Here is a 19,240-nt window from a genome sequence, read left to right as displayed (position 1 = left end):
AAGTATTCTGTAAATATTCGAGGTTTCCACACCTGCCATATAAAACGCCATTTTATATAAAATCTATAAATAAATTCTACTGAAGGATGAGCAAATATTTATGCTCCCGATGCAACTGCATCATTCAAATCTTAGATGTATGGTACAATATTTCAAAAGATGTGAAATGTTATACCGCAATGGTACATATTATATAAACTCCTGCTTATAACGAATCTAAACAAGTGGCATCTGTAACAGTCACTGCCTGAACAGATACTATGTTGTACCAATCCTTCCAACAATTTCTAAGCGTCTATGTGATATAGCCTAATGCCCTTGAAACACTATCTATATCTTGTGTTTTTGAACAATCCTAGCAGAACATAACCAGTAATCTAATACCTACGTCCCGATACTTCAATCTATGCCGAACCGGCATCCGTGTGGGGACTTGTTTCAAGTTATATCGATAAGGCATCCCGTGTGGAAACAACTTCCCAATCATGTATGCTGCTACGATAAAACTGTTCTTCAATTGTATCCAACGGAATCTCCTCCTTCCTTGAACTTCCGGAAAACATCTTTTACTTTTGACCAGTTTCCGTGTACCGGACCTCGATCTGTTTATCCGGGTGGCATCTGTTTGATGACCGTTCTTTAATGTATCTTTATTATATGTGATAATACCCGATTTGTCAACATTATTTTTTGACAATTTAATCATTTTATTGTATTTATTTTGTCTTTTTGTGTTCATTTATTGCATTGTGGTATTAATTGCATATATTGTATATTTAATTAAGGCTCTGTCGAACAATTCACATCTATTTGCATTATAAACCAATAAATATACCATTCAATTCCAGTTGATATATGCCTGCGTTTATTATCCATTTTCATCTGCTACACACATTTGACCGTCCGAAAAATTTGCATAAAAATTAAGTTGACTTTTCCCCTGTGCAGTGCTAGACTTTTAGAAAAATCAAAGGCTATGACAGGAAGGAGTACTTAAGCAAGTGTTACTTCAGAGAGCAGGCGGTTGGTGTGAGCCTGTAGAACATCTTAAGGAAGCAGTCCCCGAGCTGTGATTGCGAAATAGGTTTTAGATTAGCAGTCAACGGAAGGTTCCACGTTACAGGAACAACGGTTAAGAGATCTGGCCGTACAGAGTGCAGGAAGTTTTTTCCTGAAGTTAGGTGGTAACACGGACTATAAAATGATAAGTTCGCCCTAAGCAAAATTTATTTGCTTGGGCTTTTTTATTGTCATCTTATAAAGTCCGGCAGATTCCCATAACAACAGTTTCCTGTACAAAAATGGATTCTTAAGGTTGCTTAACTTCCGGTTTTGGGAGCCGGATAAATTCTTATAAAGAGAGGTATATCGCATGAGAACATACGAAAAATCAACGAAACTCGATAACGTTTGTTATGACATAAGAGGTCCTGTTATGGACGAAGCAAACCGCATGCAGGCAGCGGGCATTGATGTTCTGAAACTGAATATCGGAAACCCTGCACCATTTGGTTTTCACGCACCGGATGAAGTCATCAAAGACATGTCTTACAATCTGAGAGACACCGAAGGATATTCCGATTCCAAGGGCTTATTCTCCGCGAGAAAGGCTATCATGCAGTATTGCCAGTTAAAGCATATTCCAAATGTCGGAATTGACGATATCTATACCGGAAATGGTGTAAGTGAACTGATCACCATGTCTATGCAGGGACTTTTAAATAATGGAGATGAGATTCTGGTTCCTTCTCCTGATTACCCATTATGGACAGCTTCTGTCACACTGGCAGGCGGTACTGCTGTTCACTATATCTGTGATGAACAGAGTGACTGGTATCCGGATATCGATGATATGAGAAGTAAGATCACTCCAAATACAAAGGGTATCGTCGTGATCAATCCAAATAACCCAACAGGTGCCTTATATCCAAAGGAGATTCTGGAACAGATCGTTGATCTTGCAAGAGAATTCGACCTGATCCTGTTTGCAGATGAGATCTACGACAGACTGGTTATGGATGGCAGAAAGCATGTTGCACTCGCATCTCTGGCACCGGATGTATTCACGATCAGCTTCAATGGTCTGTCCAAATCCCATCGTGTAGCCGGTTATCGTATCGGATGGATGTGTCTGTGCGGCAGAAAGGATCATGTAAAAGGCTACATCGAAGGTCTGAATCTTCTGTCTTCAATGCGCCTTTGTTCAAATGTTCCTGCACAGAGTATCGTTCAGACTTCTCTGGGCGGTTATCAGAGTGCCGATGAACTTCTGCTTCCGGGCGGACGAATCTACGAACAGCGTGAATATATCTACAACGCCCTCTGTGACATTCCCGGTGTATCCGTTGTGAAGCCAAAAGCTGCTTTCTACATATTCCCGAAACTGGATCAGGAGAAGTTCCATATCAAGGATGATGAGAAGTTTGCCCTTGATCTTCTCCGTGAGAAGAAGATCCTGATCACCTGTGGTACCGGCTTCAACTGTACAGACCCGGATCATTTCCGTATCGTATATCTGCCGAATATCGTGCAGCTTAAAACCGCTATGGGAAGAATTGCTGATTTCTTAAGCTACTACCATCAGTAAACCTATTCGAACGCAAGTGTTTTGCGTAAATGCAGAAAAAGCTTATAGACTATAATATGCATGGGGCTATTGTAAAACAATTCTAACATTTTAGGCAAAATGAAAGAGATTATTACTGTTATGAAGTAAGCCTTATCCGAGGCCGGTACTTAGGTTGCGTCCTTTGCAACCTTATGTACCACTGCACGAGGATTAGAGCGCAAGCGTCTTACGGAATAATATGTAATAATCTCTTTCATTTTGGTTCTATACCTGCTTTTGGGGTTATAAATCTGTTTGACAATCATATCAGAACAAATGCCGAACATACCTTTGTGTAGCAAACCTATTCGAACGCCGGTTCTTAACGAACTGCATAAGCAGTGAGTTTAGCACCGCTGCGTGAGAATCGAACGCAAGTGTTTTGCGTAACAAATGGTATGTTCGGCATTTGTTTGTACGGTATAACACCTTATATAAAGTCGAAGGTTGCCTGCTGGTAGGTGATGTCCTGATATTCCAGTTCCTCCTGCGAGGTCTTGCTGGTGTAATCGACAACAACCGTCTGCTGGCGGTTACCGACCATCTGCTGGCCAAGAACGTAGTTCACATCAAATTTGCCGGTGATCGCCGGAGTTGCGCCACGGGCAGGAACGATCAACTGCACATGATTAGCTGCAAGCATGGCAAAGATCGGCTCCCAGATATATACATCCTTTGCCGCACCAAACGGATTATCGATAAAGATCGTCTTTGTAGAGATCTCGCCCTCTGCGCCATAGGAATACATACCTGCAATATAGTTGATGATCGCAACCAGAAACTGAATGTAGATACCCTGTGACTGTCCGGTACTACCAACCGCTTCTTCATAACGAAGATACCGGCTCTGCTCCTTGATACGCTCTCTCTTATATAGTTTCAACTTGATCGCATTCATGTCTGTGACCATTACGCCAAATAACCGCTTCAATGCAAGGCAGTCACGGATATAGCGAACACGCTTCCGCTCATCCTCATAGGCATCTGCGCCTTTTACGATATCGTCAATATAATCAGACATGCGCTGTGCAAGAAATTCTTCTTTTACATAAGGAATCGTCAGATCGACCATACGGATCACTTCTTCTCCGACGGTAATCTTCGATAATTTTGGAAGCTTCTCAAGCTCAGTCTTTACATCCATACAACGCTGTAAACACTGACTGCAGAAATTCTCCTTGATCGCAACCATATCTTCGATTCCCTTTTCCACTCTTTCCTTTTCCAGATCGATATAGGAAATGATCTGTAACAGGCTTTCAAGCAACGCCTTTGCATCATAGTAGTTTTCGGGTATGATGACATCTCTGCGGATCGTTTCTGCCATCTCGAATACACCCATTTCGCTGAGTGCTTCCGCTGTCTGTCCCTTGAACCGCATCAGTTCATTTCTTGTCTTTTCCAAATTCTTGCGGCTTCTGTCATATCGTAACAGACTGGTCTCAAATGCCTGTCGCAGCTCCTCTTTTCCGGCTTCTAACAGCTTACCGTTTTCTACATTAATGTCATTTGTATCTACGATACGTTTTACATCTTTATAAAGCTCGATCATATAGCCCTGCTCTTTGTTACAGGTCTCATATTCCTCTGCTGTCTTCTTATAACTCTGTTCCAGCTCGGCAAGGATCTGATCGCCCTGTGTGATCGCCTGCTCTGCTTCACTTAGAGAAATCTGTTCTTCTGCATATGCATCTTCACCATAAGTCTTTTTCAGACTGGCAACCGCATATTCGATATTTCCTTCCAATCTGCCGGAAGCCTTTGATACATTCTTCAGTTCTTCCGCCATCGATGCTGATACCAGTTCCAGACGCATCAATTCATCAGAAAGTGCCTGCAACTGCTGCTCGGATGTGGCAAATAACTGTGTCTGTGCTTCCAGATCCGAAAGCTTCACGCCACGCTTCTCGATCGTATGCAGAATACGATCCATTGACTGTGACAATGCCTGAACCAGCTTCTTCTTATCCTCTACATCCGGTGCATTTTTATTTGCTACTGCATACATCGCCATAAATTCTGTCTCTAGCACTTCATCAGAGATCGTAAGGATCTCGATATCCCGTCTGGATACATCTTCCGTTTCCTGTCCAAGTGCCACCTGAATCTTCTGCTTTGGATCCAGTGACACATCCACTTTTCCATCCTCCGGGTAATAAGGTTTGAAATAATTCTGCCATTTATCCTGTATATCCTGAATACTGTTTGCGATCGCAAGCATCCGTGCTTCCGTCTCGCTCACTGTTGTATTCCATCTGACTGCATCCCTCTTCAGTTCTTCGATCTGTCCGGTGATCCGCTGCTCTTTCTGAACATTCTCCGTATAACGGACTTCTTCCTCAACTGCCAGATCAGAAAGCTCCTTAATACGAAGCAGGATCGATTTGTCTTCCTCCAGCTCATGCAGCTTTTCTTTTACGGATGCCTCATCTTCTTTCTGATGCGTGATCCGGCTTGTCCGTTCTGCTATACGATCCTGAAGCTCACGGACCTCATCCTTTTTATTTAACAGATCCTGATTCAGCTTTCGTTCAATATCTGCCGCATCCAGGTGCCTCTCATCTGCCAGATGACCGACAAATGCCAGATCTTCCCGGTAGGTCGCAAGCTTCTCATCGATCATCGAAATCTCATCCTCAAGACCACGAATCTGGATCGTCAGTTCTTCTTTTAACGATTTCAGAATCTCATCGTCTGTGAAATATTCGCCTTTTCTGCAGACCATAACGGCATTTTCGTTTAAGGTAACTGCCTTTTCGGACAGGTCATCCATATCGTAGATTAAAACCATCTCATTGTCCGTCTGAATCGAATCCAGATTGATATCTTCGGCTATATCAGCGAAATTCTTCACGACTACTCCATACGGAAGTGCTCTGTTTTTCTTCAAGATCTCCGTCCGCTGCTCCGGCTTAAGTGCTGCCAGATAATCAGCTCCGTGCATCGCCATATGTCCATGTCTGGTCACGATATAATCAATAACTGCCGATGCTCCTGCACTCGGTCCGAATAAACGTCCGGATTCCAGATATTTGCGTCTTTCGAGCAAACGTTCAATCTCCTGTTTTCTGGTGATCGTCTCGGTCAGCGTTCCTGTGATCCTTGCATTGATCGCATCTATGATTTCTTCTGCTTTCTCTACACTATATACCGCCATAATGCTTTCTAACTTCTTAGCTGCCTGACGATATTCCTCTGCATCCAGATGGCTCGTCTCATATTCTTTTTCCAGTGTTTCCAGACTGTTTTCCGCAAGTGACAACCGGTAACGGTCTTCAAATACCTGCTCCTGATCTTCCCGGATGCTCTCTGCAAGTGCCCGTAAGGATGCCTCTAGTTCTTCTGCCTTTTCTTCGGATGCTTCGATCACGTTTGCCGCATCCGACACAACAAGCAGGGCAACCTGTGAGGTCAGCTCGGATATCTTGTTATTTAAGGACTGTAATTTGTCCGAAGCTGCCCTCCGGTTGTCTCCGGATACGGCCAGCTCGATCTCGCCCTCTTTGATGCATTTTGTGCAGTAATCAGCTTCTTTCACCGCATGTTCATGCGACTGTTCGACCTCCTCCTTTGCCAGAAGAAGCTCTTTCAAATGTGCATCATCCCTGAGCTTTCTGTTATAGGCATAGACCGTCATCTTCTCGCGGTCTGCACCGGTATTCTGTAAGATATGATCGATGATCTTCTGGTTCTCGGATAACTGTTTCTTATCTTCCAGATAACCCAGATAATCATTGATACTTTCTTTCATATTCATATCCTGCTTTAATGCCGATACCTGTCGTTCATTTTCAGCAAGATTTGCATTTAACTGCTCTGACTTATCCCGAAGCTCTTGCAGACGGAAACCATCTCTGGTGATCTTCAGATTCTCCAACCGCTTCTTCTGACTTTCCTTCTGTTCAAATGCAGTCTGTTTTGCTACAAGCAGTTCTTCCAGATGTTCATTTTCCCTCGATGTCAGTTCTTTTCCCGTCACATAGATATCCGCAAGCTGCCTTGTGATATCTTCGTGTGCCTCGTACTGGTTGATACAGGAATTGACCTTTGCCTGCAGGACATTGATCAGCTCGATCTGATGATCGAAGTTCGCAATATCCCTCTTCTTCTGTGCCAATACGTTCAATTTATCCTTAATGTCAAGCAGAGTTTCTGCCATTGTGCTCTCATCCCCATCCCTACCGGTACGGGTCAGAAATGCTTTCTCTATGATCTCCTCGATCAGCAGATCCTCTACTACTTTTCTGGTCGTCTTATAATTCGTCTCAAAATAAGTACGGACATGACCCTCTGTCTTATTGATTCCACGGATGATCTCCCAGTGGCTCTCATGCAGACCATATTCGCTGATGAACCGCTGGTACTCCCCTTTCCGCTCAAACAGACGCACTTCAAGGCTCATATCCTTATGTCCAAGCTCCTTAATGTAGGATTTTAGACCACTGTATGTAATTCTTTCATTACCATTTGACAATGGAAGATTAATGATATCGTTCTTATTGTAATCCCGATAGAAAATGCAGTAATTGAAATATTCGATCGCCGCCGTCTGTCCGTCCTGTGATGCTCCTTCATCGGATTCCTTTGCTTTTCTAGCACAGAAACCGGTCGTCATGTAGCGGTATCCGTCCTTGATATCCGCATCGTCTAATTTCCATTCGATCAGGGAATGAATAGTCGTATTGCCGCCGCCATTCCGGAATAATTTCTCGATCGGCTGCTTATCATCTAACGTACAGTTCGGTATCAGATTCTGAAGCAGAAGAAGCATCAGCACACTCTTTCCTCCACCATTTGCAAGGTCATAAAGCGTGTTCTTGCCATACATCCGCATCGAAAAATCATCGTACTGCTGTGTACCAAAATTGTATTTTACATTATTCACTCGTATTCGGTTAATGCACGGCATCCTCTTCACCTCCAAGCAGCTGATACAGACGTCCCCTGTATTCTTCAAAGTAATTCTCACATAACGCCTTGAACCGATCGGTCGGATAGTAGCGTTCTTCGTTCTCGACAAATAATTTCTGGCTGACCATAAAGTTAAATGTCAGCTTCACATAACCGGATTTGGATGCCTTTGACGCCTTCGTCTTTTCTCCGTCATAGACTGCATGACTGACTGCCGGAAGCTCATCCCACAGCAGTCCAACCGCTTTAAAGCTCTCTGCCCCGACATCCTCTGCGGAAAATACAGACAACCGCTTCGTCACATCTGCCAGATATTTGTCCGCCTCTTCAATCACCTTTTCCGGCTTGATAAATTCACGGAACTGATAGCTTCCGGAATCTTTATAAAAATACAGCAGGATCACATACATGAGGAAATAGCATAGGAACAATTCTTTATTCAGCCGCAGTCCAAGTATGCGCTTCATATCGTCATTTGTATAACCAAATACCCGGTTGCCTTCACCCGGAGTGATATAAAGTGCTTCATTGTATTCGTAAATACTCAGATTCAGTTTCTTTAACAGATTGCCTACAATCTCGTAGACCTCTGCATTTCCATAATAATCTTCGTACAGAGCACTGTTTTCTCTGCTTGCTTTCGCGATCGTTTCGCCCTGTATCAGTCTGGCGTAGATCTCAATCGCCTTATCCAAATTTCTGCTGTCCATCTTTTTTCCTCACATGTATTTTTATCATTGATGTTTGAACAAAATATCTATTCATATATTTGTCTGTATATATTGACTTTGTCAATCAGGGGACGCTTTCGCTCGTTGAGTCCTGCAGCGGTACTAAGATGCCACTCATGTGCCATCAAGTACCGGCGGACTCAAATGCCCCTGTATTAACAAATCAATATTTACAGACAATATACATACTATTTTTTTGTTCAAATATCATCTATCGCACTTCAAACAGGATGTTCGTCACATACATATCCTCTCCAACCGGGATCTCCTCGGTGCTGTCAAAGGTCAGCGTGAAGCGCATATCTTTGTATGGCTCAAATGAGATGTCCGGAGCATAAGCATCTTCCGAATAAATGTCCGGTACGCTTACGGTTGAAATGCTGTCGGCTGTAGCCTGTGGTATCTGCTGCTCTCCGATGCTGTCCCGAACCTTCTGATATTCCCGGATGCTGTCAACTACCAGCTTTTCAAGCATGGTATCCTGCTTCTTTAACATCCGGCTGATATCATATTCCTTCTTCTGTGCCAGATGGGTAAGGAATGCGTAATAATCGGCATTCTCATAGATTTCTTTTCCAAATCGTATCTCAAGGAATCCGTTGAATTCTTTCAGGCTGAGTTTCTTCCAGCGGACAAGTACATCCATCAGTTCAAAGAATAACTTACCGTAGTTCCTGCCGGAGCGTTCTTCCTCGATCTCATCCTCATAGCGGAAGTTTGCATTTACATCTTCTTTCTTTGCTGTCACCATCTTCGCCTCATCCTCTGATTTGAGCGTAAGAAGATTGTCGATCGATGTCATCGAAAATGACTTTGCGATCGCCGGTGCAAATAAAGGAGCAAGGATCATGCCCATCTTATCCGGCCGATCCTCCCTGATCATCTTCTGTAATTCCTTTTCAAAATCAAATACCGGACGCAGACGCTTTAACTTCGCCTTCTGAATAATGTTGTCCGATATATTCTGTAATTCCATGGTGCTGTTGATCAGATTTCCATGCTTTAATATGGTCTTCTTCAATTCCAGTTCCAACTGACTAATCTCATCCAACAACGTAGAACCTTTTGTCAGGTGGTCAAAGTTCGCTTTCGCAACTGCCTTATCGACCAGCGTCTTGTTCTTCGCAAATAATTTCTGTTCCTCGGAAAACCATTTTCCAACCGTCTTCATATATTTCTCATAAGCTTCTGCCCCGGCGAATACATCGTAAGAAAGCAGATCTACGATATCGTCTTTTTCTCTTACAAGCCGGTTCACTTCGCTGTTGATCCGCTTGACAACCTCGATACCTCCCTTGAAATTCTCTCCGGTGATCATCTTCTCAAGCAAAACCTGTTCTACATTGATCTTGCTCTCGTCCTTGATCTCCTTGGTATCAAGATAGAATTCTATCCCATCCGCAGTTATGTAATAGAGCACTTTTCCATCCGTGATCCGGCTGTCGATCAGTCTGACACGTCCGGTCTTCTTCTGCTTCTTACCCGGATCGTAAAATGTAAATTCAAATGCTTTTCCGTCATTTCTGATCTTGTCAAATATATATAAGATCAGGTCTGCCATATCCTCGTCCTCGATCTCAATATCGAAATCACGGATCAGTAGCTCTTTTATAAATGCTTCACACTGGGGATATGTGATGTCCCTCTCGTTGAAGTTGTTTTCCTCAATAAAAAAACGCAGTACCGCCATGGTGATATATCCCATATCCAAACTGTTATATCGTCCATCCTTGTACTGTGTAAATGCAGTTTCCGATAACACAAAAAACGGGTAGTATTTTCTTAAGTTATACATTCTCGCATTATGTTCTTCGATTATGTCATTGATCATCACGTACTGCTTTGCCACTGTTTCTACTCCCTGTTTTGTGTGCTTTATTTTCTGTTTTTCTTAAAAAATCACGGACACATAACATGCCCGTGATTTTTCAATACCTATTCGCCCATCATCTGTTTAAAAAATAATTACCTGAATCAGTCCTGCTTTGCAAGATTTTCTTTGTCTACTTTGTAAACCATAAGACGAAGAAGATAGTATGGCATTCTTCTATTTCCAAGTTCCCAGTCCTGTACAGTTCTATACGGTATCTCGAAATACTCAGCAAATTCGCGTCTGTTCATTCCTGTAGACTTTCTTAATTCTAATAATTCTTCACCTGATGTCATAGTCTGCGTCCCTCCTGTATCATTCCTATGTGCATTCTTTCTGAAAAAAAAAGAATGCTTTCATTCAATATTATTTCAAAATTCAGCACAAAATAAATTCTACAAGAATCCAACCCTAACCTCATGTATATTCTACAATATAACAGTCGGCATGACAATAGGATTTGTTAACACAATAAAAAAAATTTTTATATGCGTGTTCTTCTCGATTTGATATTTAATGCATTTTGTCCATTGACTTTATGATATAACCGGAAAATAATGAAATTAATTTTTTAAATTATACATTGATATGCATGGGATACCTTTAACATTACCAATCAGGGGACGCTTCCGCTCGTTTCGGTCTGCAACGGTACTAAGATGCCGCTAATGCGCCATCTAAGGACCGGCGACCTCAAATGCCCCTGTATTGGTAAGTTAAGATATCCCAACGCATAATTCACACAATATAAAAAAATTAATTTCATTATTACACAGGGGGTGTTATGTATGTTGAATAATCGAATTATGAAGGAAAAGCCATCGGACGAGGAAATGAAGACACGGTTAAAGGCTTTGCAGGAAAAGCTGGCGGCGCAGACGCTAGCCGTCCGGGAACACAAGCTTCCGGTCATTGTTCTGGTAGAAGGCTGGGGTACTTCCGGCAAAGGCAGTCTGGTCGGACGGATCATCAACAATATCGATCCACGTTTTTACCGGGTTGCATCGCTGGAAAAGGTCAGAGAAGAAGACAGACGGAAACCATTTCTCTGGCGATTTGTAAAAGAGATACCGGAAGCCGGCAATTTTGTCTTTATGGATTCCGGCTGGATGGATCAGCTTACGCGTGAATACGCACACAAAGAATTGTCAAAAAAAGACTACGAGCTTCGAATTGCCAATGTTCGGAGATTTGAACGACAGCTGACCGATAACGGCTATCTGGTTGTCAAATTCTTCCTGAACATCTCGAAGAAAGAACAGAAGAAACGGATCCGGACGCTTGCCGATGATCCTGCAACCAAATGGAGAGTGACCGATACCGACCTTGCACAGAACAAGCATTATGACAAATACATGGATATTTTTGACAAATTCTTAGATGCTACCGATTCTTCCCGCGCACCATGGTATATCATCGATGGCAGCTCCAAGAAATGGGCAGAGCTTCAGGTTCTAGAAATCCTGACCGAAGGAATCGATGTTGCCCTACAAAATCATTCACTGGCAGTTCCGATCCCACAGAATGTATTCCCTCTTATGGACATGCCGAAGCTGTCGGATATCTCTTTACAGGACAAGACGGTATCTGATGAAGAATATTCCAAACATCTGAAAGAATTACAGGGAAAGCTTCGAGAGCTGCACAACAGCATTTACCACAAAAAGATTCCTGTCATCATTGCATACGAAGGTTGGGATGCTGCCGGAAAAGGCGGCAATATCAAGCGTGTAACGGAAGCATTAGATCCTCGCGGTTACGAAGTATTCCCAATCGCAAGTCCTCTTCCGTATGAAAAATCCCGACATTTCCTCTGGCGTTTCTTCACCAGGCTTCCACGCTCCGGTCATGTAGCTATCTTCGACCGAACATGGTATGGCAGAGTCATGGTAGAACGGATCGAAGGATTTTGCAGTGAAAATGACTGGAAACGTGCTTACAACGAAATCAACGAATTTGAAAAAGAACTGTATGACTGGGGTGCTGTGATCATCAAATTCTGGATACAGATTGATAAAGACACTCAGCTTGAACGATTCACGCTGCGTCAGAATACACCGGAAAAACAATGGAAGATCACAGATGAGGACTGGCGGAACCGTGAAAAATGGGATCAATACGAAACAGCCGTCAATGAAATGCTGCAAAAAACAAGCACCACCTATGCTCCATGGCACATCATCGAATCAGTCGATAAAAAATATGCCCGGTTAAAAACCCTGGAGATCATAGTTGATGCTATAGAAAAAGCTATATCTTAATGAATCTTTGTCTTCTGGTAGTCGATCATGACATCATAGATCCGTTCACAGTTGTCATGGTCGTCAAACCGGAAGAAATCATCGGCACGTCTGCGGTACTCCGGTTTCATCTCGCAGTTATTCTGCATATAAGAGATCAGAACATCGATCAATTCGTCGTTGTCCTCACAGATCTCGCCAAATCCCATCGTATCATAGTGGAAGGTTCCTTCCTCATAATGCTTCGGTATATCGTGATGGTGCAGGTAGACCACCGGCTTACGCATATAAGCAAAATCGAACTGAACACCGGAGAAATCCGAAACCATCAGACTGGATTCCCGGAACACCTTCTCATAATTGACACCGGAATGTCCATGAACGGCAACCGCCGGAATGATCTCTACCGAAGGATTCTTATCAAAATCATCGATCTGCGGGCTGACGATCGGATGCAGTACATAGACGATCTTATAATTATATTTCTGTGCCGCAGCGATCAGACGCTCATCATTAATAAGGCTGTTATATACCTGATAATAGGTTGTCTCCTTAAAAAGTGGATTGTAGTCACGGCTCACACCCTCATTCTTTGTAACCGGAACTGCTGCCTGCATCCGCCAGGTCGGGGATAACAGGATCTGCCGTTTATCTTCATTTATAAGTCCATCATAACGCGGTACTCCGGTCAGCTTCAATGCATCATAACCCTCATAGCCGTAGATTGGCTTCGATAGATTTTCAATCTCATATTTGGATGCACAGAAATACAACCGTGTATTATCTCTCAACCGGTTCTGCGCAACTGCAATCTTCTGGATAGACATACCATGCTGGACACAGGCTACATGGAAGTTCATCAGATCACGGATCAGTGCCGAATTGATCGTACCGAAATCATTAAATGCGTAGACGGTAGAGTTTGACACGATCACCATATCCGCATACAAAAATGCATACCGGTGCTTGACGCTTCTCCGTTTGACCGGCTTCATGCCTTCGCGTTCCAGACGTGCGTAATCTTCCGATGCCCCATCTGCCAGATAATAGCATTTGATGCCATCCTTCTTGCTTCTTGCATATTTGTACATATATTCAGCAGAGTCCCCCGCCTTATATATCTTATCAAAAAAGAGCCAGATCGGACGATGCTTTAAAAACGGCTTTGCCTTTAAGAACGCCCGGACAATGATAAACTTAATAACCTTCTTCTGTCCGGTTGCAAACATATCTCGCCATAACGTCAGTTCTCTGCCTGCAATCTTCCCATGCTTTACCGGATCAACCTTCATGATATTGGCTTCTGTCTTATACATATACAGCTTCTTATTGATCTTCCAATAGCTGTGACGGAAACGGTCGCACAAACGGCTGAAATGAGAATCGAATTCCAGAGTGACCGGAAGATCCTCTACCGACATTCCCATCGTTTCACCATTTTCAAAGACATCCGCCCGGACTCTTGTTACATAAGCCAGTTCTGTTTCCTGTCCATATGGAAGCTCCACCCGGATCGTAAATGCCCGAAGCTTGAAGATCGACATGCCAAATGCTTTTGTATGTGCATACCGCTCATTATATTCTGCCGGATAGAAGCGGTCACCGACCAGAACACCAAACTCTGCTCCATTCATCAAAAGAATCGGCGATAACCGTCCTTCGATCGTAAGCTCTGTGTGATCCTCCATATCTTTATTATCCATAAACTGAATGTCCGCCGTCGGCTTCGTAAGTTCTCCGATCTGAATATCATTATAGCTGTAGCAGCCATCCGCAAAATCAAATTCCAGACCGGTGTCCTTATACTTTAAGATCAGCAATACCCATACCAGACAGTCTTCATTCTTCATATCCACATGATATCCCTGATTCTCACAAATGATCGAATCATCTATATAAGAGAGCACTTCCCCAAGCTTCCACAAAAAAGCCTCGCCGTCGGTCTCTTCAAATAAATGCTTGTTCAGGTTATCGAGATTTGCCTGGATCATAAATTTTACAATGAACAGTGCATGCTGCATAACAAGCATTTGCAGGGTTTCCTGATGGATGGACATTTCCTTTAACCATTCGATCAGCTGATCAACGGTATCCTTATACCATGCCCGGTCATAGATTCCTTCAAAAAAGGTCTTATCCCCTTCAAAGCTGTTTTTCAAAGTATAGTCAACACCATCGATATAATAGAGCTTCTCATCCAGACAGGCTCTTGCCTGAACCGCAAGCAGCCATTTTAATACCGGAAATGATCCCTTTACCAGAACGTCCTCCAATGTGTGTGCAGGGCTTCCGAATGTCACATTTGCATCCTGCCCGGCATTCTGTATTCCGGCATCTGCAATCTCCATCAACTGATTTAACAGACTTCCCTTAAATATCATACCGAATGGTGTAAATCCGTGCAGGAATCTTAAAATCTCCGTAGAGATCACACCATTTGCAAGCTGCTCATAGACACCATGAAATTCCTGATCTCTGTCCAGCTTCTGTGCAAGCCAGGGCGCATGCTTTCCTTTCTCGCGATATGCGGAAAACGGCGCATACATAATTCCCTTCTTGCTGTTCCTGCTCGGTCCGTATTTCTTCGGCAACAGAAAGATATCTCCGTTCCTGTGGTCATCAACAAAGGTCACGATACGCGCAAAATCCTCATCTGAAAGGATATCGCCCTCTTCCATCAAAAGGAACATCCCCTGCTCATCAAATTTTCCATGTATACTGAAGCTGTCCGCTCCGACTACGATCCTGTTTACCAACTGTCACTTCCTCCTGTTTTCTTTATCCCAGACTTTCCTGTAATGCAAATAACTGCTGCTACCATAGAACAGGTCGTCCCCTGCAGCAGCAGTTTCTGTTTATTTCTTTCCGAACTTTATCTTGTATACTCCATGCTCTTCATCATACGGGTATACATTTCCTCAAGACCGATCACCGGCTTCCATCCAAGTGCCTGAAGTTTATCTGAATTCAATCGCATATTTACATCCGGTGCATAGCCAAATGTCATGGCACTTTCCGGTATGTCAAATACGACCTTGATCTCATTATTTGCCAGTTTCTCTGCAACCATCTTTGCCATATCTCCGATCGTGATGTGTGCTTCCGGATGTGCTACGGTATAGGCTTCACCATCATTTCCTTTTACAAGAAGGAGTAAGATACCCATTACGGCATCTCTGGTATAGCAGTAGTTGCCAACGGATTTTCCGGCTGTGTGCAGAACGATATCTGTCTTATTCATAGCAGCCTTTGCAAACTGTGCAAATACACGGTTCTCCTCATAGCTGATGCCTGCGCCAAATGTCTGTGACAATCTTGCGATACGAACCGGCAGCTTATACTCACTTGCGTAAGAAGAACACATACATTCGCAGAGACGTTTGCCCTCCGGATAACAGCTTCTTGGATTGTGGATATCGATGTATCCCAGATCATCTTCCTTTACATATGGCTTTTCAGGATCCGGTGCGCCAAATGCTTCCATCGATGATATATATACAACACCCTCGGACTGCTTCTCCTTACCAAGGTCTAACATATTCTTTGTACCATTTACCGCAGTCATGATCGTCTCCACCGGATAGTCCACAAAGAACTTGGATGCTGTAGGGCTTGCTGCATGGATGATGTAGTTGATCTGTACTTCTGAGATCTTCCTGCCATTTGACAGGGTTACAGTCTCATCGGTAACCGGATCTCCGACATCACCGATCACATACACCAGCTTATCCTTTGCAAATTCATCATAGATCTTGTCTGCCTTTTCTGCATTTCTGACAAATGCATAGATCGTGATATCAGCATTCTTTACTTCGTTCATCTTAAGCAGTGCCTTTACGATCTGTGAACCAACCAGTCCGGTTGCTCCTGTGATCAAGATGGATTTGCCGTATAATTTCTCATAATCTCCACCTGCATTTGCAATATACAACAGATCTTCTTCTAAAATCTTATCTTTCATTATTATTTCCTCCTGCAATATTTTTTCTAAATATCTGTACGAATTGTTATCCTGTCATGGAAAGCACTTTCGGCATATTGCTATGCCCGCCGTGCAAATATCTATTATTCTTCCACCTGATACATTTTGATAATGTGAGCTTTCCGGTCTTCTTCCGGCGGAAGCTTCATATAGTCACCGTAAAGGGATGTCAAATAGTAATCGGTACAACCCGGTGCGATCAGCTCCCGTCCGCCAAATGTCACTTTCATTGGTTTTACATATTCTTCCCTTGGCATCTTCTCCTGCGGACCATAGCCACAGGCAATGCCGCCAACATATTTGCATGATTCAAAATCATATTGTGTACATAACCGGATCAGCTTCTTCACTGTCCGCTTCTTGCCCCATATCAAATGCGCAAATGGTTTCAGGATCGGCTTCACGATCTTCTTGACCAGATTACCGCCCCGCCCTGTCTTCATCTTCAGATATTGGATGATGCGGCGATACCAATGTGCCTTTTTATAGATCCGTTCAATCTCTGCATCATCATCCGGCAGTCCATCCATCGGGAAAATATCCATCCACAGATAGATATCATATTTGTCCTTTGTATAATATTTGTCCAGTCTGGTCCTCGTATCCGCAAGCTTCGTATATGGTTCATCCAGATTGCCAAGGCTCGTCGACAGGAACTTATGATCCGGCAGAAACGGCTGCTCTTTGATCACTTCCTGTAATCTCTCATAATCCGGTCTTGGCATCAGAATGTCGATATCATCATCCCACGGAATAAAATCCTGATGTCTGACTGCTCCAAGCAGCGTGCCGCCGCACAGATAATACCGCAGCCCATGCTTCTCACACAGATCATGGAACATGAACACCATTGTTTTCTCACGCTCATGGATATCCTCAAGCGTCAATAATTTTCTCACGTTTTCGTCTCCTCTTTTATGGTATGTGCCTGCATTTGCCTTCTATATACCCTTAATATCCTTATGAATACCCATTAAAAGTCTCCTTATAATATCCAAAAGGGCTTCTGTCTAATCTCTCTTACAATGTCAGGAGTTCCTCCGGGCAGCTGATGATATATTCCGCGCCGGCTTTTTCAAATTCCTCACGGTTTCCATATCCATACAGAACACCGACCGTATCAATTCCACAGGCATGTCCGCCATCAATGTCAAACATCCGATCACCGATCATGATGGCATCCTTTTCATGTATCTGTGTCTTAACCTCTGGCTTGGAATCGTCCATCATGACTGCCTCTTCCCGGTCTGCCTGTGGCATATCCGTACCTTCCGCATCGGCTTCCTTCAACCGCTTCAGGCACTCTGCGATCAGCACCTGCTTGTCCGAGCCGGTTCCATCCGGATTGCTTCCTACCACAACATCAAAGTACTGTGCCAGATCGAATTTCGCCAGTATCTTCTTCGTTGGTTCTGTCGGTTTGGAGGTCGCCACTCCGATCTTCGCGCCTTTTTCTTTTAAGGCTTTGAGTGTCTCCGGGATTCCATCATAGATAGATGTCTCATATAGGCCTATCACGTTATAGCGTTCTCTGTATTTGTCCACCAGCCAGAGTGCCTGATCGTGGTCAACATGACATTTGGATGTAAAGGAATCGTACAACGATGGTCCGATAAATGTCTTTAACACTTTCTCCGATGGCTCCGGCAGTCCGGCTGCATCCAGAGCATAGCGGATGCAGTTGAGAATGCCCGGCTCGGACTGGCTTATTGTGCCGTCCAGGTCAAATAAATAGTATTTATACATAGTGTTGCCTTTCTGTCCGTTCAAAATTCACGCCACCATTGTAGCATAGATCCTTTTTTCTCTCAACAACATTGATATAATCTTGGGTTATGGGGGGATAAACAGCAAAAATTACCGAAAGTTACATCCAGACATACCATTTGTTACATTTACGTTTTTTCTCATTCTTTTTCTGCTATGCTGTTCCTGTCGACAAAACAGGCGCCGGAAATCATGAGGAATAAAATCTATGTATAACCAAAACAACAATCATCACCTTAACAATCAACCGATATCAAACGAAAAAATTACCAACCATAACCATGCCAGTCAACCAACCAATGGTTCTCCAATAAACATCCACCAGCTCTTTCCTACTCGCACGGAAAAGGAATGTCTTGCGGAGCTCCGGAAGCATCCGCGAAGCTACTTTGCCTATCAGAACATGACACAGGAATGGAAGAACCGTTTTCTGGGATTTATGGAGGGTAAAAAAACTCTGCCTTTAACTTATGATCCATTTTTCAAGAAGCTGTTCAACCCGGACATCTATCCGGAACGGCTATCCAGTCTGATCAGCAGTATCATCGGAACAAGGGTGACGGTTCAGTGTATCCTGTCAAATGAAGACAGCATGCTGCCGTCCACCTCGCTCCTGCTTCTGGATATCCTTGTCCAGTTGGAAGATGGCTCGATCGCAAATGTCGAGATCCAGAAAATTCCATACGCTTTTCCGGGTGAACGTATGTCCTGCTACTCCTCCGATCTCATGCTGCGTCAGTATACAAGAGTGAAAAGCCTGAAAGGAAACGCCTTTACCTACAAGGATCTGAAAACGGTTTACACGATCGTAATGTTTGAAAACAGTCCTAATGAATGCAAAGAGACACAGGTATCAGACATTTATCTGCATCATGGGAAAACTGTTTTTGATACCGGCATCAAACTGAATCTTTTGCAGGAATTCTATGTGGTTGCCCTTGACGTTTTCCGTGAAAGTAAGTATGCTAAAGATATCAATGAACTTAATGCATGGCTGTCATTACTGACTGCCCAGTCGGTTGACGACCTTTCTGCACTGGTATCTGACTATCCTTGGATGGAAGCCATCTGTAAGGATATGTCTGAATATATGTATGATCCGGAGGAGGTGATCACCATGTTTTAAGAAGC

Annotated in this window: 11 protein-coding genes and 1 other annotated feature; of the genes, 3 read left to right on the top strand and 8 right to left on the bottom strand. The window is 43.4% G+C overall.

Annotated features, from left to right (window positions below):
* Positions 1–967: 967 nt before the first annotated feature.
* Positions 968–1,221: a binding site (T-box leader), on the top strand.
* A gap of 151 nt (positions 1,222–1,372) precedes the next feature.
* Positions 1,373–2,587 carry an aminotransferase class I/II-fold pyridoxal phosphate-dependent enzyme gene (locus CLOL250_RS10770; protein WP_008402485.1) on the top strand — a complete coding sequence of 405 codons (1,215 nt, stop codon included), beginning with the start codon at positions 1,373–1,375 and terminating at the stop codon, positions 2,585–2,587.
* 451 nt (positions 2,588–3,038) lie between these two features.
* Here CLOL250_RS10770 and CLOL250_RS10765 read toward each other — a convergent pair whose 3' ends face one another.
* The 4 genes from CLOL250_RS10765 to CLOL250_RS10750 all read right to left on the bottom strand — a co-directional run bounded on the left by CLOL250_RS10765 (position 3,039) and on the right by CLOL250_RS10750 (position 10,416).
* Positions 3,039–7,517, bottom strand: a complete 4,479-nt coding sequence (locus CLOL250_RS10765; RefSeq protein WP_008402484.1) for a hypothetical protein — start codon at positions 7,515–7,517, stop codon at positions 3,039–3,041.
* A complete protein-coding gene (locus CLOL250_RS10760; RefSeq protein WP_008402483.1) occupies positions 7,504–8,229 on the bottom strand; it encodes a DUF6063 family protein in 726 nt (241 codons plus the stop codon). The genes CLOL250_RS10765 and CLOL250_RS10760 overlap by 14 nt, the downstream gene beginning before the upstream one ends.
* A 232-nt stretch (positions 8,230–8,461) precedes the next feature.
* Complete coding sequence (locus CLOL250_RS10755) at positions 8,462–10,099, bottom strand: hypothetical protein (protein WP_008402482.1); 1,638 nt, start codon at positions 10,097–10,099, stop codon at positions 8,462–8,464.
* Between the two features lie 125 nt (positions 10,100–10,224).
* Positions 10,225–10,416 (bottom strand): helix-turn-helix domain-containing protein, encoded by a 192-nt coding sequence (locus CLOL250_RS10750; protein WP_008402480.1) that lies wholly within the window; start codon positions 10,414–10,416, stop codon positions 10,225–10,227.
* 492 nt (positions 10,417–10,908) lie between these two features.
* Between CLOL250_RS10750 and pap the strand changes: the two genes are divergently transcribed.
* Positions 10,909–12,381, top strand: a complete 1,473-nt coding sequence (pap, locus tag CLOL250_RS10745) for a polyphosphate:AMP phosphotransferase (RefSeq protein ID WP_008402477.1) — start codon at positions 10,909–10,911, stop codon at positions 12,379–12,381.
* Here pap and CLOL250_RS10740 read toward each other — a convergent pair.
* The 4 genes from CLOL250_RS10740 to CLOL250_RS10725 form a co-directional block, all read right to left on the bottom strand.
* Positions 12,378–15,116, bottom strand: coding sequence for a CDP-glycerol glycerophosphotransferase family protein (locus CLOL250_RS10740; RefSeq protein ID WP_008402476.1), 2,739 nt, complete (start codon positions 15,114–15,116; stop codon positions 12,378–12,380). The genes pap and CLOL250_RS10740 overlap by 4 nt on opposite strands.
* A 116-nt stretch (positions 15,117–15,232) precedes the next feature.
* The gene (locus CLOL250_RS10735; RefSeq protein ID WP_008402475.1) at positions 15,233–16,321 is read right to left on the bottom strand and encodes an NAD-dependent epimerase/dehydratase family protein; all 1,089 of its coding nucleotides are present in this window, start codon (positions 16,319–16,321) and stop codon (positions 15,233–15,235) included.
* Between the two features lie 104 nt (positions 16,322–16,425).
* Positions 16,426–17,241 carry a LicD family protein gene (locus CLOL250_RS10730; RefSeq protein ID WP_008402473.1) on the bottom strand — a complete coding sequence of 272 codons (816 nt, stop codon included), beginning with the start codon at positions 17,239–17,241 and terminating at the stop codon, positions 16,426–16,428.
* Positions 17,242–17,362: 121 nt separating this feature from the next.
* The gene (locus CLOL250_RS10725) at positions 17,363–18,112 is read right to left on the bottom strand and encodes an HAD hydrolase-like protein (RefSeq protein ID WP_274922277.1); all 750 of its coding nucleotides are present in this window, start codon (positions 18,110–18,112) and stop codon (positions 17,363–17,365) included.
* Between the two features lie 400 nt (positions 18,113–18,512).
* Between CLOL250_RS10725 and CLOL250_RS10720 the strand changes: the two genes are divergently transcribed.
* On the top strand, positions 18,513–19,235 hold the full coding sequence (locus CLOL250_RS10720) for a PD-(D/E)XK nuclease family transposase (protein ID WP_049941104.1): 723 nt from the start codon (positions 18,513–18,515) through the stop codon (positions 19,233–19,235).
* Positions 19,236–19,240: the final 5 nt, after the last annotated feature.

The sequence above is a fragment of the Clostridium sp. L2-50 genome, assembly GCF_000154245.1.
In the GTDB taxonomy this organism is placed as follows: Bacteria; Bacillota; Clostridia; order Lachnospirales; family Lachnospiraceae; genus Coprococcus.
This window is presented reverse-complemented; position numbering and strand designations above follow the sequence as displayed.